Origin of the sequence: Sphingomonas hankookensis, assembly GCF_001619955.1 — a bacterium.
GTDB lineage: Bacteria > Pseudomonadota > Alphaproteobacteria > Sphingomonadales > Sphingomonadaceae > Sphingomonas > Sphingomonas hankookensis_A.
Window position 1 is genome coordinate 1 of record NZ_LQQO01000023.1, and the last position, 18,916, is coordinate 18,916.

Sequence of the window (18,916 nt, forward strand, 5' to 3'; positions counted from 1 at the left end):
GTCTGCGCGACCAGCACCGCCGTTCCGATCATGAAGGCGATGGCGAGGCCGAACTGCCCGATCACCAGCAGCTCGCGGATGCGCGTCCCCGCCCGCCCGCCACCGGGTGAGCGCGACGACGCCAGCACGGCGGCGGCGGGAAAACGCGACAACAGGATCGCCGGATAGACACCGGCCAGCACCCCGACGAAGAGCGACAGCAACACCAGCGCCGGCACGACGACGGCGTAGGGAATGGTCAGCGAGAGCCCGCCCGCCGCATTGACCAGCGGCAGCCCCAGTTCGGCAAGGATCAGCCCGCCCAGCGCGGCGATGGCGACGGTCAGCACCGCCTCGCCGAGGAACTGCCGCACCAGCACGCTCCGGTCGGCGCCCAGCACCTTGCGCATCGCCACTTCACGCGCGCGCAGCCCCGACCGGGCGGTGGCGAGGTTGATATAGTTGATGACCGCGATCAGCAGCGTCAGCACCCCGACCAGCCCCAGCGTGGCGACCGTCATCTTCGCCGTGCCGCTGTCCTGCCCCTGCGGTGCCAGGTGCAGGTCGGCGATCGGCAGCAGTTTCAGATGCTGCATGTCCGACGCCTTGCCGCCCGGATTGGCCATTTCCTTGCCCCGCCGGTCGACGAACGCGGTCAGCTTGTCCTCGAACGCGCGGGCGGCCTCGGGCGTTTCGAACCGCATGACCGTGCGCAGCGCCGAACTGCCCCAATGATACCAATAATCGCTCGCCATCTCGCGGGTCAGCGGCACCAGCACCGACATTTTAAGCTCGGTGTTCTTGGGCAGGTCGCGGAACACCGCACTGACGCGGTAGGTGCGCACCTTGTCCATCGACAGGACCAGCGTCTGGCCGATCGGATCGCGGGTTCCGAAATAGGCGCGCGCGGTCTTTTCATCGATCGCGGCATTGCCCGGCTGCGCCAGCGCCGTCGCCGCATCGCCCGCAACCAGCGGCAGCGGCATCACCTGAAAGAAATTGGCATCGACCTGCGCCGCGTCGACCCGCGTGCCGCGCCCATCGGCCAGGATCGTCCCCGCCCGGTCGCCGCCATTGATGCGCGCACCGACGACGCCCGGAAAATCCTCGCGCAGCTGGTCGATCAGCCCGCCCATCGTCCACGGGATGGGGCCGCTCACCGGGCTGTCGGGGATGGTCCACACCGTCTGCACGACATAGGCCTTGTCGTGATCGGGCAGCCATTTTTCATAGCCGGTCTCGAACCGGACATAGAGGCCGAGGATCAGGAACACCGCGATCCCGACCGCAAGGCCGCCGATATTGAGCGCGGCATAGAGCTTGTGGCGCACAAGCGAGCGATAGAGCGACAGCAGCGCGAAGCGGTTCATGGCCTTCCCCCTCTTTCCCGTGTCAGCCGCAGGTGACGCGGGCCATGCCGCTCTTCGAAACCGAACAGGCCGGGCGCCCGGTGACGGTCACCCGCGCGATGCCGCTGGCATCGATCCCCGCCGGGCCGTCGACGGCGGCGCGCACCGATCCGGTGCCGCTGGCGCGGATCGACAGCGCCCGCGTTCGAATTGTCGACGTGTCGACATTGCCCGTGCCGCTAGCGGCGATCGCCAGCGCGTCGGCGCGGCCGGTGGCGGTGATCGTGCTGGTCCCGCTCAGGTCCAGCGACAGCCGGGCAGCCTGCACGCCGGTCAGCTTTGCCGTGCCCGTCCCCGACAGGGTGACGACCGCGCGATCCGACCGCAGGCCGTCGATGGTCAGATCACTGGTGCCGTGCATCCTGGCGACGAAAGTCGGGCTGTTGAGCGCGGCGATGCGCACCGATCCGGTCCCGCTCGCCTCGATCGCCTGCAGCCGTGGCAGGGTGATGGCGATCGTCGCGGCGGGCTTGCCCGCGCGGCTGTCGCAGCTGCCTTTCGCGCGCAGCAGCGTCAGCACCCGGCCGCGCACCGCGACGCCGATCGCGGCGAGTGACCCCGCCTGCCCCTGTGCCCGGACGGCAAACCCTGCGCCGAAGGTGATGGCGACATGATCGCAGCCCTGCACGGCGATACGGTCGAACCCGGCGGCGGCGAAGCTGCGAACGTCCTGCGCCATGGCCGGGGTCGGCAGGAGCGTGGCGAGCAGCGCGAGAGGGAGGAGTTTCATGGGGAGGTCTCCGAAGAGGAAATTGGGAAGACTGGGTTCGTGGCGCTGGCCCCCCGCCTGCGCGGCGGTACGCACGGGTTGGGGGCGGACCACGGGAAAGCTCACATCGCCCGCATGGCGCTCGCGACGATCCGCCCGTCGAGCATGTCGATCCGCCGCCGCGCCATGTCGGCATGCGCGGGCGAGTGGGTGACCATCACGATCGTCGCGCCTTCGGCGTTCAGGCCCATCAGGATGTTCATCACCTGCTCGCCATTGGCGGTGTCGAGGTTGCCGGTCGGTTCGTCGGCCAGGATCAGTTTCGGATCGCCGACGATCGCGCGGGCGATCGCCGCGCGCTGCTGCTGCCCGCCCGACAATTGGTGCGGGAAATGGCGGGCGCGATGGGCAATGCCCACCTTGTCCATCGCCGCCGCCACGCGCCCCTTCCGATCCCCAGCATCGCCGCGATAGGCGAGGCCGAGCGCGACATTCTCCTCGATGGTCAGCTCGTCGATCAGGTTGAAGCTCTGGAACACGAAGCCAAGCGTCGATCCCCGAAACTTCGCCAGCTCGCTTTCGCCCATCGTCGCGAGGTCGCGGTCGCCGAACCAATATTTGCCCCCGGTCGGCCGGTCGACGGTGCCGAGCGTGTTGAGCAACGTCGACTTGCCGCAGCCCGACGGCCCCATGATCGCGACGAACTCGCCCGCCTCGACCGTCAGGTTGATGTCGGCCAGCGCGGTCGTCTCCACTTCGTCGGAAACATAGCGGCGCTGGACATTTTCTAGCCGGATCATGGGCTTCCCCCCTTATCGGATGTTGATCGCGTCGCCCTTCACGGACGACAAATTGCTGGTGACGATGCGGTCGCCGGGGTTCAGCCCCGACAGGATTTCGACCGCTTCCGGGTTACGCCGGCCGAGCTTCACCGGGCGGCGCGTGGCATGGGTGCCGTCACTGTCGACGACGAAGGCGAACGCGCCATTGTCGACCGCCAGCCACCCGCCGACCGGGGCGACCACCGCCCTAGACGCGGCGCCCAGCGTGATGCGGATGTCGAGGGTCTGGCCCCGGTTGAGATTGGGCGGCGTGGCGTCGAAGGTCAGCTCCACGCGGAACCGACCGTCCTTCACCGCCGGCAACACCTTGCTGACGGTCATCGCCATGCCGTCGGCCTTCGCCTTCTGCCCGACCGCCACCCGGCCGAGATAATATTCGTCGACATCGGCGATGAGCTTCCACGAACCCTCGCTGTCGACCTGCCCCGCCGGGTCGCCGGGCTTCAGCGTCTGGCCGGGTTGCAGCGTGAAGTTGGTCAGCCGCCCGGCCGCCGGGGCACGGATGGTCAGCGCCGACAGCCCGCCGCGCACCGCCGCGAGGTTGCCCGACAGCCGCGCCTGCGTATCGGCCAGGCGCTGCCCCTGCGTCGCGGTGATCCGTGCCTCGGTCCCCGCCCCGGCGCGCAGCTGGGCCAGGCGCCGCGCCTGATATTCCGCCTCGGCGCGATAGCCCGCGACCCCGGCCTCGGTCACGATCCCCTTGTCGAACAGCTGCTGGCGGATCGCCAGGTCGCGCCGCGCCTTGATGAGATCATATTCGGCCTGCGACACCTGTGCCGAGCGGTCGAGCCGGCTGCGCTCGATCCCCAGCCCTTCGCCGGCGATGCTGCCGAGCTGGCTGGCGATCGCCGCCTCGCGGGTCAGCACGTCGAGGCGCAGTTCGGGATTGGCGAGCATGGCCAGCGGTTGGCCGGCGGCGACCATCGCCCCGTCCTGCACCAGCAATTGTTCGACCTGCCCACCCGACAGCACCCCGACCAAGGTGGTCAGACGCGGTGCGACGGTAGCGCGCACCGGCGGGTAATCGTCGAACGGCCCCCGCGTCACCTCGCCCGTCTCGATCGTGCTGGCGGCGATGTCGGTCGATCCGGCGGCGGGCAGCCAGCGCCACAAGGCGACCGCCGCCAGCACCGCCGCAACCGCGATCCATGTCACGCGGCGTTGCCACCATGCGCGACGGGGCCGTGCGATGCGCTTGTCCATCGCCGCGCCGGGGGGAGTATCGGTGGTGCTTGCGCCCTGTGTCGCTTCGGTCATCATGGGACCAGTGTCACCGATCGGGGCGGAAAATCCTAAGTGCCTGAACTATCGCCATATTCCACCGATTGTCCGCCGGGTGACCGTCCGATCGTGGACAGCCTGTCCGGAAATGGACAGTCGCCGGCGCCGTCAAGCGGCCTGTCGGTGCTGCTGATCGACGACAATGCCAGCGTCGCCGAATCGATCGCGCTGGCGCTGCGACTCGGCCGGCACCGGATCGACTGCGCGCGCGGACCGGAGGAGGCGCTGTCCCGCCTTGCCGCCACGCGCTACGACGTGATCCTGCTCGACATGAATTACGCCGCGAACCGCACCGATGGGGCCGAGGGGCTGGCGCTGCTGGCGCGCATCCTGTCGGACGATCCGGGGGCCGCCGTGGTGGTCATCACCGCGCATAGCGGGGTGCGGATCGCGGTGGAGGCGATGCGGGCCGGCGCGCGCGACTTCATCATGAAGCCGTGGCGCAACGCCGACCTGCTTGCCCGCATCGCCGCCGCCGCTACGCCGCGGGCGGTGGCGGTGACCGCCCCGACCGCGGCCGAACCGGCCCGGCTGCTGGGGGAAAGCCCGGCGATCGAGCGGTTGCGCGCGCTGATCCGGCGGATCGGCCCGACCGAGGCCGGGGTGGTCGTCACCGGCCCTACCGGATCGGGGCGCGGCCTGACCGCCGCCGCGCTCCACGCCGCTTCGCCCCATGCGGCGACGGCGATGCCGGTCATCGACCTGCGCGACGATGCGGCGTGGGGGCTGCTCGACACCCCTGCGCCAACCTTGCTGCTGCGCCATCCCGACCGGTTGGGGGAGGTGGCGCAAGGCCGGCTGCTCGCGCGGATTCCGCCCGCGACCCGCTGCATCGCCATTGCCGACAGCGCGGGCGGCATCCTGCCCGCCCTCGCCCGCCGCGTCGCCACCGTCGAGATCGCGGTGCCGCCGCTGGCGACGCGGGCGGGCGATGCGTTGCTGCTCGCCCGCCATTTCGGCCGAATAGCGGCGGCGCGGTACGGGCGGCCGGTACCCCGGTTTACCCCGGCGGCGGAGGCGCGCATCCTGTCGGGACCATGGGCGGACGAGGTGCGCGGGCTGGGCGCGGCGGTCGAGCGCGCGATCCTGCTGGGCGAGGGCGATGCGATCGATGCCGCCCTGCTCGCCCCCGATCCCGTCGTGACGGTGCCGGACAGCCCCGCCGCCCGCTTCGACCTCGACGAGAACGAGCGCGCGGTGATCGAGGCGGCGCTGCGCGAACATCGCCACAATGTCAGCCACGCGGCGGCCGCGCTGGGGCTGAGCCGGGGCGCGCTGTATCGCCGGATGGCGCGCCATGGGTTGTAGGGTGCCCCCGTGTCGGGGCGGCGGGATGGTCGAGCACGCTCCATCACCCCCACCCCGTATCCCCACGCAGGCGGGGATCCAGTGCCCCAAGGAATCCCCTGCGTTCGGGACCCTGGCCCCCCGCCTGCGCGGGGGTACGGCGGAGGCTGGGCGGGCCTGTCGCTCCATAAAGCGCCACCGGCCAAATCCCCCCTCCCGTACCCCGGCGAAGGCCGGGGTCCAGTTGGGAAGGCTTGTCGGTATTTCGCTAACGCCCCCCAACTGGGCCCCGGCCTTCGCCGGGGTACGAGGGGGCTTGGGGCAATCGGCTCTGCCTGCGCTATTACCCGTATCGAGCCGCCCCATATGCTGACCCCCGAGCGTCGTCGCACCCTCACCGCATTCGGTTCGGGCGTCCTCCTCACCGCCGGCGGGGCCGCCGCGCTGGCCGCTGCGCAGGCGGGGATGTGGGGCACGCTGCTCGGCGCGGGCGGCGTGGTCGCGTGGGCGCTGGCGCTCGGCTGCTGGGTCGCGGCGCGGCGGGGTGGCGCTCCTGCCCCGGCACCAGCGGCGCGGAGCGATGGGCCGATCGCCGCGCTGCTCGATCAGGTACCGGTCCCGCTGCTGCGGATCGAGGGCGAAGGGGTCCGCGCGATCAACCGCGCGGCCCGCGCGCTGTTCGTCGCCGACGATCGCATCCCCGCGCCGCCGGGCGCGCTGACCGATCCCGCCCAGCGCCACCTGCGCCATGCCGGGCGACGCTGGCGGATCGATGCGGTGACGCTGGGCGAGGCGCACCGCCTTGCCGCGCTGATCGATGTCGATGCCGAGGAACATGCCGCGCAGGAGCGCGCGCAGGACGAGATGATCGATATCCTGGGCCATGAACTGCTGAACGGCCTGTCGCCGATCGTGTCGCTGGCCGACAGCGCGGTGACGGCGGCGGCACAGGGCGATGCGATGCTGGGCGACATCCTCGCCACGCTGGCCCGCCGGGCGGAGGGGCTGGAGGGCTTTACCCGCGCCTATCGCGCGCTGGCGCGGCTGCCCGATCCGGTCGTTGCACCGGTCGCGCTGGACGAACTGGCCGACGATCTGGCGCGGCTGTTCCGGGGGCGCTTCGGCGAAACGGTAACGCTCACGGTACGCGCGGACGGCACCGCGACGCTCGATCGGGGGCAGGTCGTGCAGGCGGTGTGGGCGCTGCTGCAGAACGGTGCCGAGGCGGCGCTTACCGCCCCCGCCCTACCCCGCGTCACGCTGTCGATCACGGGCGGCGCGCGGTTGACGATCGAGGTGGCCGACAGCGGCACAGGCATCGCCGCCGCCGACCGCGCGCGGATTTTTCGTCCCTTCCACACCGACAAGGCCGGCGGATCGGGCATCGGCCTGACGCTGGCCCGCCGCATCGCCCGCGCGCATGGCGGGGAGCTGGTGCTGCTCGACACCGGCGAGACGCGGTTCCGGCTGACGGTACCGGTGTGATCGACATGTCGACAGGTCGAGGGTCCCCCCTCCGTATTCCTGCGCAAGCGGGAACCGAGGGTCACGAACGCAAGCCTTTGTTTTGTTTGGCCCTGGGCCCCCGCCTGCGCGGGGGCACGGAATGGGGGCGGCCGGTCGGGCGGTCATGCCGCCATGGCAAATCGACCATCCGACATGTCGACACCTCTACCTGTCGGAGCGTTGATGAGCGATCCCACCCATGGCTGGGAAGCGGTTGCCGGGCAGTTCGCCGCGATCCGCAGCGAGGTGGGCGTGGACGTCGTGCGCCGCTGGGCAGCGGAGCTGCCGCCAAGGGGCAGCGGAGCTGCCGCCAAGGGGCAGCGTGGTCGATATCGGGTGCGGCAGCGGACGTCCGATCGCGCTGGCGCTCGCCGACGCGGGGTTCGCGGTATCGGGCATCGACCCCTCCCCTACCCTGCTCGCCGCGTTTCGCCGCGCGCTGCCCGATGCACCGGCGGCGTGCGAGACGGCGGAGGCGAGCGACTATTTCGGGCGGCGCTTCGATGGCGCGGTGGCGATCGGGCTGCTGTTCCTGCTGCCGCCCGCGACGCAGGCGATGGTGGTCGGCCGGGTTGCGCAGGTGCTGCGGCCGGGTGGGCGGTTCCTGTTCAGCGCGCCGGCCGCTGCCTGTCGCTGGACCGATACGCTGACCGGGCGGGAGTCACGATCGCTGGGCGAGGCGGGGTATCGCGTGGTGCTGGGGGAGGTCGGGTTGCGCTTGGTCGGCGAGTATGAAGACGGTGGCGGCAATCACTATTTCGCGGCGGTCGGGTAGGGGCCGTACCCCGGCGAAGGACGGGATCCAGTTGGGAAAGCGTATCCGCATCTCGCCAACGTCCCCAGCCCGTACCCCGGCCTTCGCCGGGGTACGGGCTGGGGACGTTCGGAGCAGCGGATGCTTACCCGAAAACCGGCGGAAAACCGCCAAAGGTCACTAAGTTCACACTCGCACGCCATTCGTTGCAAGGCGCGCGGGGAGCGTGGTGGGCATCGACGATGGGACAGAGCGTCGGGCGAGCCTGTCAGGGTATCGCGATGTAGGAAAGGCGCCCGTCAGTGACCGTAGCGCTTGATCCCGCGCTGGCGCAGCTTGCGGCGTTTGCGGCGGTGCAGCACGACGCCGAGCGCAGGCCCGCCGATCAGCAGCACGATGCCGATAATGGCATAGGCGATAAGTTCGCGGGAGACGTCCATGCCGGTTTCTTGCAATCCGGTAACCGGATTGTCCATGCCGGACATGAACTTTTGTTCATTTGCAGGCGTCGTTCACCGACAAAATATGCCACATCACCGCACGGACTGTCGACATGTCGACAACCCGACAGGTCTACGCCTCAATCGCCGATCGGGCTTTCGCCATATTTTCGAAGGACATCGTTGAACGCCTCCGCCATCAGCGCCTGCAGGCTGCGGTCCTGCCGCCGTGCAAGCATGTGCATCGCCAGCGACATGTCGGGAGTGAAGAAGCCGGCGATCTGCTTGCGGCCCTGCCGGCTTGCCGGGCCTTTTGCGTCGGCAGCGACAGGTGCGGCGGGCACCGGCGCCGGCGCGGGCGTCGCCGCCGGGGCGGGGGTGCGGTCGCGCAGATTGGCGAAGGACGGCTTGCGGCTCATGACGCGACCTTTCTGAAACGGGGGGCAGGCATGTCGAGCTGTCGACATGTCCACTTGTAGAGTTCGCGCACCTCTTCGGCAGCCTTGCCGGCAGGTTCGCTTTCCATGACCGTCCGCCCCTCGGCGCTGGCATGGCGATAGGCGGCGCGATCGGGCAGCAGCACGGGACACGGCGGCGTGCCGAAGCCGTCGACCAGCTCGCCCGCCTCCTGATAGATGCGCGGTGCGTTGGGCGGGCCGGCGGTGAACACGACGAAGGCCGGACGGCGCAGCAGCTGCACCAGCTTCGCCGTCGTCTGGATCGCCGACAGGTCGAAGGCGCTGGGCCGGCACGGGATCAGCACCAGGTCCGCCGCCTCGACCGCTGCACGCGCCGCGCTGTCGGCGTGTGGCGGGGTGTCGATCACGATCACCTCCGCGCCCTGTTCCTTCGCCGCCGCGATCTTGGCGGCGAGGCGGGGCGGGGGGCTGTCGATCACTTCGGGCGGCGCTTCCTGGCGCCATGCCGCCCATTGGCTGGCGGTCGCCTGCGGATCGGTATCCACGACCAGCGCGACCCGGCCCGAGGCCTGCGCGGCGGCGGCAAGATGCAGCGCGAGCGTGGTCTTACCCGCGCCGCCCTTTTGCGAAATGATGGCGATGGTCGGCATGTCGGCGCTTCTACGTGTCGACATGCCGACAGGTCAAGCTGTCGGATGATCGACATGTCGCGCCAACCGCAAAGACACAGGTCCGATGTAATCGTCGTCAAAACAGCGCCGAGCCGCGATTGAACATTTGACAGCGCCGGACATTATTTAATATCAATTTTCTTAAATAGAAGCGGGGTGTCACGTCGCACCACCGCAGCATGGGGAGGTTTTCATGCGTAACGGTTCGTCGTCGATCGTCCGTTCGATGCTGCTCGGGGCAGTGTCCGTCCTGGGGCTTGCCACACCGGCACTGGCCCAGAGCGATCCCGCCGCCACCGCCGATCAGGCCGAGGCACCCCCAGAGGATATCGTCGTCACCGGCATCCGCGCGTCGCAGGCGCGATCGGTCGAAATCAAGCGCAACGCCGCCAGCGTGGTCGAGGCGATCAGCGCGCAGGATATCGGCAAGCTGCCCGACGTCACCATTTCCGATTCGCTGCAGCGCATCCCCGGCGTGCAAATCCGGCGTGAGGCGGGCGAGGGCGGCGCGGTCAACATCCGCGGGCTGCCGCAGGTCACCACGCTGATGAACGGCGAACAGTTCCTCGGCGCCAATTCGGTGACGACGGTGCAGCCGAACTTCACCGACATCCCGTCGCAGCTGTTCTCGGGCGCGACCGTGTTCAAGTCGCCGACCGCTTCGCTGCAACAGGCCGGCCTGTCGGGCACCGTCGACCTGCTGACCCGCCGGCCGATGGATTTGAAGCAGGGCTTCACCCTGTCGGCCGCCGCCGAAGGGCAATATGGCGACAAGACCGAGAAGTGGAGCCCGTCGGCCAACGGGCTGATCGCCTATCACGGCGACCGGTTCGGCGTGCTGGTGTCGGCGGCCTATAGCGACCTGACCCTCGGCAACAGCTTCCGTGGGCTACAGGATTACGGCGTCGCGCTGAACAACGAAGGCGGCAGCGCCACCAACCAGGGCGCGTTCGCGACCGGCAACAACGGCGTCAGCCGGGGGACGCCGGTGCGCAACGGCGCGGGCACGATCATCGGGTACGATGTGAACGGCGATGGCGACGCCAACGACGCGTTCATCACGCCGCAGTCGCACACCGCGTGGAACCGCATCACCAACCGCGAGCGCTTCGGCGCGAACGCCTCGCTGCAGTTCGAGATCAACGATGCGCTGAAGCTGACCGCCGACGGCTTCTACACCCGCCAGACCCAGTACGACCGCACCGCCGGGTTCCAATTCCAGAATGTCGACTGGCTGTCGTCGCCGTTCCTGCCGACGAAATCGCGCGATACCGGCGCGGTGGTGAACGGCTACAACGTCAACACGGTGCAGCAATATACCTATAGCCTGCCGAGCTTCGACAGCTATTCGGAAACCTTCCGTACCAAAAGCGAGTCGCAGAATTACAATGTCCAGCTCGACTGGCAGCCGAGCGACCAGTTCAAGGGCACGATCCGCGGGATTTACGGCAAGGCATCGCGCAAGCGCGATCAGGCCTATACCCAGTTCAGCCTGACCAATGGCACGCAATGGGCCTATAACGGCCTTGGCAATTATCCGGCATCGGTCGGTGGCGATCGCCAGTTCAATCCGACCGGCTACCAGATCTACAGCCAGACCGCGACCGTCGACTATTCGAGCGGCGTGCCGGTGTTCGGCTTCTCGCCCGCGTTCCTGGCGCAGGCGTCCGATCCGTCGCGCTATGGCCTGAAGACCATTTCGTCGGAGGGGAACCAGTATCAGAATGGCGACCTGTGGGCGGTGCGCGCCGATGGCGAATATACCGCCGACAACGGCGTCAAGCTGGCGTTCGGTGGCCGCTATGGCGAACGCAGCGTCGACCAGTTCACCTTTGACCGGGTGTCGCCCTTCTATGCCGGCAACACCGACAATGCCGCCAATCCGGCGGGCGGGTGCCTGGTCAAGTGGAAGGCGTTCGACGTCAACCTGAACGACAACAAGTGCGCGGTGCGCGATGCGCAGGGCAATGCCTATACCGCGGGCTATACCCGGCAGGCGAACGACCCGATCTTTGCCGGCCTCATCAAGCAATATGCCCTGCCCGCCGGCGGCGCGCCCGCGCTCTATGCGCTCGACCCGCACGCGATGGACGACAGCGAGGCGTGGCAGAACAAATTCTATCCGGGCAGCCAGAACCTGGTGAACCCGGCCGACAGCTTCACGGTCAATGTCAGTCAGATTTCGGGCTATGGCCAGGTGTCGGGCGAAGGCGTGCTGTTCGGGATGCCATTCCGCGCCAATGGCGGCTTGCAGGTGGTCAACACCCGCCTGAACGTGCGCCAGAACATCGTCGGCGCGCCGCAGCCCTATGGCGTGTCGGGGGTCGATGCCGGTGACGTCGTGACCAAGCGCGAGTTCACCGACTTCCTGCCCGCGTTCAACGTGGCGTTCGACGTGACCGACAAGCTGCGCGCCCGCGCCGCCTTCTCGAAGACGATGACGGTCCTCGACTTCCTGCAATGGGGCGGCGGTCTGAACGTCAACTACGCGATCAATACGCAGGTGAACCCGGCGCGGTTCGAGGCGCGGACGGCGGATTCGCGCGGCAACCCGAACCTGAACCCGTGGCGCGCGACCAATGCCGAAGCGAGCCTCGAATATTATACCGGGCGCTCCAGCCTGGTCGCGGTCGGTGCGTTCTACATTTCGGTCGACAGCTTCATCACGACCACGACCGAAACCCGCACCGATATCCCCGACAATGACGGCGTGATCCGGCGTCCGGTCATCACCAACACGCTGGCGCAGGGCGAAGGCGGCACGCTGAAGGGGATTGAGGCATCGGCACGCCAGTCGCTGGCCGATTACGGCGTCAACGGCTTCCTCGGCGGGTTCGGCGTCGATGCCAACTACACGCTGTCGCTGGGCGATGCGGGCCAGGTCGATCTGGCCGGCAACAAGATGCCGTTCCAGGACAACAGCAAGCATCAGGTCAACGCGGCGCTGTGGTTCGAGAAATACGGGTTGCAGGCGCGCGTCGCCTATAACTTCCGGTCGAAGCGGCTCGCCTCGTCCAACTATGGCGGTATCCAGGGCCTCGCCCAGTATCAGGAGCCGACCAGCTATCTCGACGCATCGGTCAGCTACGACATCACGCCGCAGTTCAGCGTCTATGGCCAGGCATCGAACCTGACCGGCGAGACCGAGCGCTATTACCTCACGTGGCAGGATCAGGTGTTCAACGAGAACATCTATGAGCGCCGCTTCATCGCCGGCGTGCGGGCGAAGTTCTGATCGGGGTGGCGACGTGTCGAGGTGTCGACATGTCGCCATGCCCCACCACCGTACCCCCGCGCAGGCGGGGGTCCAGGGCCAAGCAAGACAGCGTTTGCCTTTGTGGCTCTGGACCCCCGCCTGCGCGGGGGTACGGTGGTGGGATCTACAGGTCACGGCCCACGCCGGGGTACGGTGATGAGCGGTACGAACGATACGGGCGAACAGGGGGAACGATGCCACACGAACCGGTTCGCTCGATCGTCATTATCGGCGGGGGCACCGCCGGGTGGATGGCGGCGACCTATCTCGCGCGGCGGCTGACCTACCTCAACCTGTCGATCACCGTGGTCGACAGCGCGGCGATCGGCACGGTCGGCGTGGGCGAGGCGACGGTGCCCGCGATCCGCGATTTCCTCTCCGCGATCGAGTTGGGCGAACCCGATGTGCTGCGCGAGACCGGCGGAACGATCAAATACGGCATCCGCTTCGATGGCTGGGGCGGGGAGGCTCATCGCTTTTTCCACCCGTTCGGCCTCTATGGCGTCGGCGCGGGCGGGGTGGCGTTCCATCAATACTGGCTGAAGCTCAACGCCGCCGGCCGCGCCGGGCCGATCGGCGATTATTGCCTCGCGACGCAGCTGGCGCGCAACGGGCTGTTCCTGCCGCCCGCCGACCGGCCGGCCAATGACCTCGGCGTGTTCAACTTCGCACTGCATTTCGATGCGGCGAAGTTCGCCGCGCTGCTGCGCCGCCTGGCGCTCGCCAACCGGGTCGCGCATGTCGATGGGCGGATCACGCAGGTCGCGACCGATCCGGCGCGAGGGCATGTGACGGCGGTGACGCTCGACGACGGACGGCAGATCGCCGGCGACCTGTGGATCGACGCGTCGGGGTTTCGCAGCCTGTTGCTGGGCGAGGCGCTGGGCGTGCCCTATGTAGACTGGCGCCACTGGCTGCCGTGCGACCGTGCCGTCGCGATCCCGTGCACGGCGGCGGCGGGCGATCCGGTCCCCTATACCGTCGCCACCGCGCGCACGGCGGGGTGGCAATGGCGCATCCCGCTACGCCACCGCATCGGCAACGGATCGGTCTATTGCAGCGCCTTCCAGTCGGATGGCGATGCCGAGGATGCGCTGATTGCTTCGCTTGAGGGCGAACCGCTGGCCGATCCCAACCGGCTGCGTTTCGTCACCGGCCACCGGGAGCGGTTCTGGAGCGGCAATGTCGTCGGGCTGGGCCTCGCCTCCGGCTTTCTCGAACCGCTCGAATCTACCAGCATCTCGCTCATTCAGTCGGGCCTCGAACGCTTCGTCGCGCTGTTCCCCGACAAGGACTGCGACCCGCGTCTGGCCGCGACCTATAACCGGCAATCGGTGCTGGAGTTCGAACGGCTGCGCGACTTCCTGTTCCTCCATTACCTTGCCAATCACCGGGACGAACCCTTCTGGCAGGCGATCCGCGCGGTCGAACCGCCAGAACCCTTGCAGATCAAGCTGGACGCATGGCGTTCGGGAGGAGAATTCGTGCGCAACGAGTGGGATACGTTCCAGGACCCGAGCTGGCTGAGCCTCTATGCGGGGTTCGGCGACCTGCCGCAGCGCCATTCGCCGCTGGCCGATGCCATCCCCGACGACACGCTGGCCGACAGCTTCGCGCGGATGCGCGAAGCGATCGGCAAGACGCTGGCCCATGCCGAACCGCATGGGCGCTTCCTTGCGCGGGTGGCGGGCGCATGAGCGGCGCCACCCACACCCGCGCCGTCGTCGCGATGAGCCTTGGCGGGCTGTTGTTCGGGTTCGACACCGCCGTCATCTCGGGCGTCACCGATGCGTTGCGTAGCAACTACGGCCTGTCCGAAGCGGGCCTTGGCCTTGCCGTCTCCGCCGCATTGTGGGGTACGCTGGTCGGCGCGTTGTTCAGCGGCGCGCCGGGCGACCGCTGGGGCAGCCTTGCCGTGCTGCGCGTCATCGGGTTCCTGTACGTCGTCTTGGCGATCGGGTGCGCCGTCGCCACGACACTGACCGGCTTCGTCGCGTTCCGCGTGCTGGGCGGCCTCGCCATCGGCGCGTCGTCGGTGCTGGTCCCGGTCTATATCGCCGAGATCAGTTCGGCGAAGCGGCGCGGGCTGCTGGTCGGGCTGTTCCAGTTCAACATCGTCGCCGGCATCCTGATCGCCTATCTGAGCAACTACCTGGTCGCGCAGGCGGTTGCCGCCGACATCGCGTGGCGGTGGAAGCTGGGCGTGGCGGCGGTGCCCGCCGCACTGTTCCTGATCCTGCTGACCGGCCTGCCGCAAAGCCCGCGCTGGCTCTCCGCGCGTGGGCGCAGCGACGATGCGAACCGCGCCGCCGCACGGCTCGGCCTCGATGCCATTCCGGCGGGGGAGGGCGGCGGCACCGGGCGGCTCGACTGGCGGCTCCACGCGACCCCGATCCTGCTCGCCATCGGGCTGTTCAACCAGCTGTCGGGCATCAACGCGATCCTCTATTATCTCAACGACATCTTTGCCGCGGCGGGCTTTACCGGCGTGTCGGGCGATGTGCAGGCGATCGCGATCGGCGTCGCCAACCTGATCGCGACCGTCATCGGCATGGGGGTGATCGACCGGGTGGGGCGCAAGCCGCTGCTGATCGGTGGCGGCATCGTCACCGCGCTCGCGCTGGGCGGCGTCGCGTTGGTCTATATGGGGGCGGCGTCGCCCGCGTTGCTGCTACCGCTGCTGATCCTGTTCATCGCCGCCTTCGCCATGTCGCAGGGCGCGGTGATCTGGGTGTATCTCAGCGAAATCTTTCCGACCGACGTACGCGCACGCGGACAGGCGATCGGCAGCGCGACGCATTGGGTCGCCAATGCCGTGCTGTCCTTCGCCTTTCCGCTGGTGGCGCACTGGGACCGTGCGCTGCCCTTCTGGGGCTTTGCCGCCGCGATGCTACTGCAGGCGCTGCTGGTCTGGCGCTTCTTCCCCGAAACCCGTGGCCGCAATCTCGAAGCGATCAGCGCCGACCTGACGAAAAGGACTTCCGCATGAAACTGGGCATGATCGCCGCGCTGCTGGCCGGTGTCGCGGGGGTTGCCGGCGCGCAGGTGCCGGTGAATGGCGGGCCGTACAATGCCAGCTTCCTGCCCGGCGGGATCGGCATCGAACGCCCGGTCGAGGGGCCGGTGACGCAGGCCGGTGCGCCGTACAGCGTGACGCTGTGGATCAAGGGCGATGCGCGGCAGGCGGGCATGGTGCCGCTGGTCGCGCTGGGCGATGCGCGGGTGCTGGCGCTGAAGGACGGACGACTGACGCTGACCGATGGCGCCGCGACGCTGGCCGGGCCTGCGCTCACGCCCGGCCGCTGGACGCAGGTCGCCGCCGTGTCCGACGGCACCCGCGCGACGCTGTATGTCGATGGCCGCCGCGTCGCGACCGGGGCGGCGCGGTCGGCCGCGACGAACGGCGTGCTGCATGTCGCGCGCGCGGTGCCGGGCCAGCCCCATTTCGGGGGCACGCTGGTCGGCGTGACGCTGCACGACCGCGCGCTGTCGGTCGCCGACATCGCCGCGATGCCGCGCCCCGACTTCGCCAATGTCCAGCTGTGGGAGGTCGGCGTCAGCTGGCCGTTCCAGAAACAGGCGAATATCGGCCTGACCCAGCAGCAGGACCCATGGACCCTGCCGCAGACCAAGGGCGATGCGTATAGCGCCCCCGTCGCCAAACCGCTGCCGAGCGCGCCCGCGCTGCAACCGACCGCGCCGGGCCGGTGGCAGATCAATGGCTGGCAACTCGCCGCCGCGCCCGACGTGGCGGGCGACGGCGCCGCGCTGTCGCGGCCGGGCACGCCCAAGGGCGACTGGCGCGCGGCGACGGTGCCGGGCACGGTGTTGCAGACCCTGGTCGATCGCGGCGTCTATCCCGACCCCTATTACGGCCTCAACAACCTCAAAATCCCCGAAAAGCTCGCACGGCAGGACTATTGGTACCGCACCCGCTTCACCGTGCCGGCGGAAGCGGCGGGCAAGAAGCTGACCCTCGTGTTCGGCGGCATCAACTATGCTGCCGATATCTGGGTCAACGGTGCGAAGCTCGGCACCACACGCGGCGCGTTCATCCGGGGCCAGTTCGATATCGTACCGCAAGCCGGCGAGAACGTCATCGCGGTCAAGGTATCGCCCCCGCCGCATCCGGGCATCCCGCACGAACAATCGGTGGCGGGCGGCGTCGGCGAAAATGGCGGGCAGCTGGCGATCGACGGCCCGACCTTCGTCGCGACCGAGGGGTGGGACTGGATTCCCGGCATCCGCGACCGCAACACCGGGCTGTGGCGGCCGGTCGAGCTGGTGGCGCACGGCAACATCCGCATCCTCGACCCGCATGTCGTCACCGACCTGCCGCTGCCGCGCACCGACCGCGCCGACGTGCTGGTGACCGTGCCGATCGAAAACAGCGGCCCCGCGACCCAGGTGACGGTGAAGGTCGCGTTCGAGGGCGTGTCGGTCGAACGCACCGTGACCGCGCCGACCGGGCGCAGCGAGGTGCGCTTCACCCCCGCCGACTTCCCCGCGCTGCGCGTCGCCAACCCGAAGCTGTGGTGGCCCAACGGCTATGGCGAACCGCATCTCTATCACGCGACCTTTCAGGTCAGCGATGCCAGCGGCGTGTCGGACAGCAAGGCGCAGCGCTTCGGTATTCGCGAGGTCAGCTACGACCTGTCGCTGTTCGATGCCGCCGGGGCACTGCGCCGCGTCAACGTGCAGACCACCGATGGCGGGCTGTTGGGGCAGAAGCTGATCGATGTCCGCCATGGTGCGATCAAGCAGTCGCCGACCGGTTGGGCGGAATCGCTCACCGCCGCAGGGGAAGTGTCGAAGGCGGTCACCCCGATCGCCGACACCCTGCCCGAACCGCATCTGGCGATCCGGGTGAACGGCGTGAAGATCGCCGCGCGCGGCGGCAACTGGGGCATGGACGACGCGATGAAGCGGGTCAGCTATGCCTGGCTCAGCCCCTTCTTCCGCCTCCAGCGCGAGGCGCACATGAACGTCATCCGCAACTGGATGGGGACGAATACCGAGGAGGAGTTTTACGACCTCGCCGATGAAAACGGCATGATGGTCCTGAACGATTTCTGGCAATCGACCCAGAATTTCCAGATCGAACCCGACGACGCCGCGCTGTTCCTGTCCAACGCGCGCGACACCATCGCCCGCTATCGCAACCACCCGTCGATCATCCTGTGGTTCGGCCGCAACGAAGGCGTGCCCTATCCGACGCTGAACGAGGGGCTGGACGATGCCGTGTTCCAGCTGGACGGCACCCGCTGGTTCACCGGCAGCTCGAACGTCGTGAATTTGCAGGGGTCGGGACCGTACAACTACCGCGCGCCGGTCGGCTATTTCACCGACCTCGCCACCGGGTTCTCGGTCGAGACGGGCACGCCGTCCTTCTCGACCGCCGAGTCCATCGCGTCGTACGTACCGGCGGCGGATCGCTGGCCGCTGGGCGATGTGCTGGCCTATCACGACTGGCATTTCGCCGGGAATGGCGACACGAAAACCTTCATGCAGACGCTGGCCACCATGTTCGGTCCCGGCAAGGATTTCGCCGATTTCGAGCGTAAGGCGCAGATGATGAACCTCGAAACGCACAAGGCGATGTACGAAGGGTTCCTGGGCCATCTGTGGACGAAGAATAGCGGGCGGCTGCTGTGGATGACGCATCCGGCATGGCCGTCGAACGCGTGGCAGATCTATTCGTGGGATTACGACACCCACGCCGCCTATTATGGCGCGAAGAAAGCCGCCGAGCCGCTGCACGTCCAGCTGAACCTGCCCGGCAACGAACTGGTCGTGCTGAACACGACGCAGGCCGATGCGAAGGGGCTGCGCGCCACGGTACGCGTCGTCGGGCTGGACAATGCCGAGCTGTTCACGCGTAGCGATCGTGTCGACGCGCTGGCCAACCGCGCGACGCCGCTGGCCGCCGTGCCGCTCGACGGCCTGTATGCGCAGCATCCGGTGGTGCTGGTCCGCCTGACGCTCGATGATGCGGCGGGCCGGCGGGTGTCGGACAATTTCTACTGGCGCGGGCGCGATGCCGCTTCGTATCAGGCGCTGAACGGCCTCGCCCCGGCGACCCTCACCGCGCGGATGGCGCCGCCAGTGGTCGATGGCAGCGACCACATGGTCACCGTCGACCTCGCCAATGACGGCCAGGTGCCGGCGCTCAACGCCAAGCTGACGCTGCTGGGGCCGGACGGCAAGCGCATCCTGCCCGCCTTCTACAGCGACAATTACGTGGCACTGTTGCCGGGCGAGAAACGGACGATCACCATCCGCTATCCGGCCAGCGTGACCGCCGCGCCCGGCGTGACGCTGCGCGGGTGGAATATCGCGGAGGTGCCGGTCGCGCGCTGAACG

14 protein-coding genes are annotated in these 18,916 nt (G+C 68.6%); 7 read left to right on the forward strand and 7 right to left on the reverse strand.

Going from position 1 to position 18,916, the window contains the following annotated elements:
• From AVT10_RS10900 to AVT10_RS10915, 4 genes are all read right to left on the reverse strand, one after another.
• The coding region (locus AVT10_RS10900; protein ID WP_157092750.1) for an ABC transporter permease at nucleotides 1–1,349 on the reverse strand (1,349 nt) is incomplete at its 3' end.
• Nucleotides 1,350–1,371: 22 nt separating this feature from the next.
• On the reverse strand, nucleotides 1,372–2,118 hold the full coding sequence (locus tag AVT10_RS10905) for a GIN domain-containing protein (protein WP_066690960.1): 747 nt from the start codon (nucleotides 2,116–2,118) through the stop codon (nucleotides 1,372–1,374).
• A gap of 101 nt (nucleotides 2,119–2,219) precedes the next feature.
• Entirely contained in the window at nucleotides 2,220–2,897 is a 678-nt protein-coding gene (locus tag AVT10_RS10910; RefSeq protein WP_066690962.1) for an ABC transporter ATP-binding protein, read from the reverse strand.
• A gap of 12 nt (nucleotides 2,898–2,909) precedes the next feature.
• Entirely contained in the window at nucleotides 2,910–4,199 is a 1,290-nt protein-coding gene (locus tag AVT10_RS10915) for an efflux RND transporter periplasmic adaptor subunit (RefSeq protein ID WP_232307976.1), read from the reverse strand.
• A gap of 90 nt (nucleotides 4,200–4,289) precedes the next feature.
• Between AVT10_RS10915 and AVT10_RS10920 the strand changes: the two genes are divergently transcribed.
• The 3 genes from AVT10_RS10920 (at nucleotide 4,290) to AVT10_RS10930 (ending at nucleotide 7,788) form a co-directional block, all read left to right on the forward strand.
• Nucleotides 4,290–5,528 (forward strand): sigma-54-dependent transcriptional regulator, encoded by a 1,239-nt coding sequence (locus tag AVT10_RS10920; RefSeq protein ID WP_232307977.1) that lies wholly within the window; start codon nucleotides 4,290–4,292, stop codon nucleotides 5,526–5,528.
• 345 nt (nucleotides 5,529–5,873) lie between these two features.
• Nucleotides 5,874–6,992 carry a sensor histidine kinase gene (locus AVT10_RS10925; protein ID WP_066690965.1) on the forward strand — a complete coding sequence of 373 codons (1,119 nt, stop codon included), beginning with the start codon at nucleotides 5,874–5,876 and terminating at the stop codon, nucleotides 6,990–6,992.
• A 343-nt stretch (nucleotides 6,993–7,335) separates the two neighbouring features.
• Nucleotides 7,336–7,788 carry a class I SAM-dependent methyltransferase gene (locus tag AVT10_RS10930; RefSeq protein WP_232307978.1) on the forward strand — a complete coding sequence of 151 codons (453 nt, stop codon included), beginning with the start codon at nucleotides 7,336–7,338 and terminating at the stop codon, nucleotides 7,786–7,788.
• Between the two features lie 278 nt (nucleotides 7,789–8,066).
• On the opposite strand, the gene AVT10_RS18255 is transcribed toward AVT10_RS10930, so the two are convergent.
• The 3 genes from AVT10_RS18255 to parA form a co-directional block, all read right to left on the reverse strand.
• The gene (locus AVT10_RS18255; protein ID WP_157092751.1) at nucleotides 8,067–8,252 is read right to left on the reverse strand and encodes a hypothetical protein; all 186 of its coding nucleotides are present in this window, start codon (nucleotides 8,250–8,252) and stop codon (nucleotides 8,067–8,069) included.
• Between the two features lie 95 nt (nucleotides 8,253–8,347).
• Entirely contained in the window at nucleotides 8,348–8,626 is a 279-nt protein-coding gene (locus tag AVT10_RS10935; protein WP_066690969.1) for a ribbon-helix-helix domain-containing protein, read from the reverse strand.
• Nucleotides 8,623–9,276 (reverse strand): ParA family partition ATPase, encoded by a 654-nt coding sequence (parA, locus tag AVT10_RS10940; RefSeq protein ID WP_055764050.1) that lies wholly within the window; start codon nucleotides 9,274–9,276, stop codon nucleotides 8,623–8,625. The genes AVT10_RS10935 and parA overlap by 4 nt, the downstream gene beginning before the upstream one ends.
• A 214-nt stretch (nucleotides 9,277–9,490) precedes the next feature.
• Between parA and AVT10_RS10945 the strand changes: the two genes are divergently transcribed.
• From AVT10_RS10945 to AVT10_RS10960, 4 genes are all read left to right on the forward strand, one after another.
• Nucleotides 9,491–12,532, forward strand: coding sequence for a TonB-dependent receptor (locus tag AVT10_RS10945; RefSeq protein WP_066690971.1), 3,042 nt, complete (start codon nucleotides 9,491–9,493; stop codon nucleotides 12,530–12,532).
• Nucleotides 12,533–12,747: 215 nt separating this feature from the next.
• A complete protein-coding gene (locus AVT10_RS10950; protein WP_066690973.1) occupies nucleotides 12,748–14,250 on the forward strand; it encodes a tryptophan halogenase family protein in 1,503 nt (500 codons plus the stop codon).
• Nucleotides 14,247–15,542: an MFS transporter gene (locus tag AVT10_RS10955; RefSeq protein ID WP_066690976.1), complete on the forward strand. Its 1,296-nt coding sequence runs from the start codon at nucleotides 14,247–14,249 to the stop codon at nucleotides 15,540–15,542. The genes AVT10_RS10950 and AVT10_RS10955 overlap by 4 nt, the downstream gene beginning before the upstream one ends.
• Nucleotides 15,539–18,913: a glycoside hydrolase family 2 gene (locus AVT10_RS10960; RefSeq protein WP_066690978.1), complete on the forward strand. Its 3,375-nt coding sequence runs from the start codon at nucleotides 15,539–15,541 to the stop codon at nucleotides 18,911–18,913. Before AVT10_RS10955 ends, AVT10_RS10960 begins: the two co-directional genes overlap by 4 nt.
• Nucleotides 18,914–18,916: the final 3 nt, after the last annotated feature.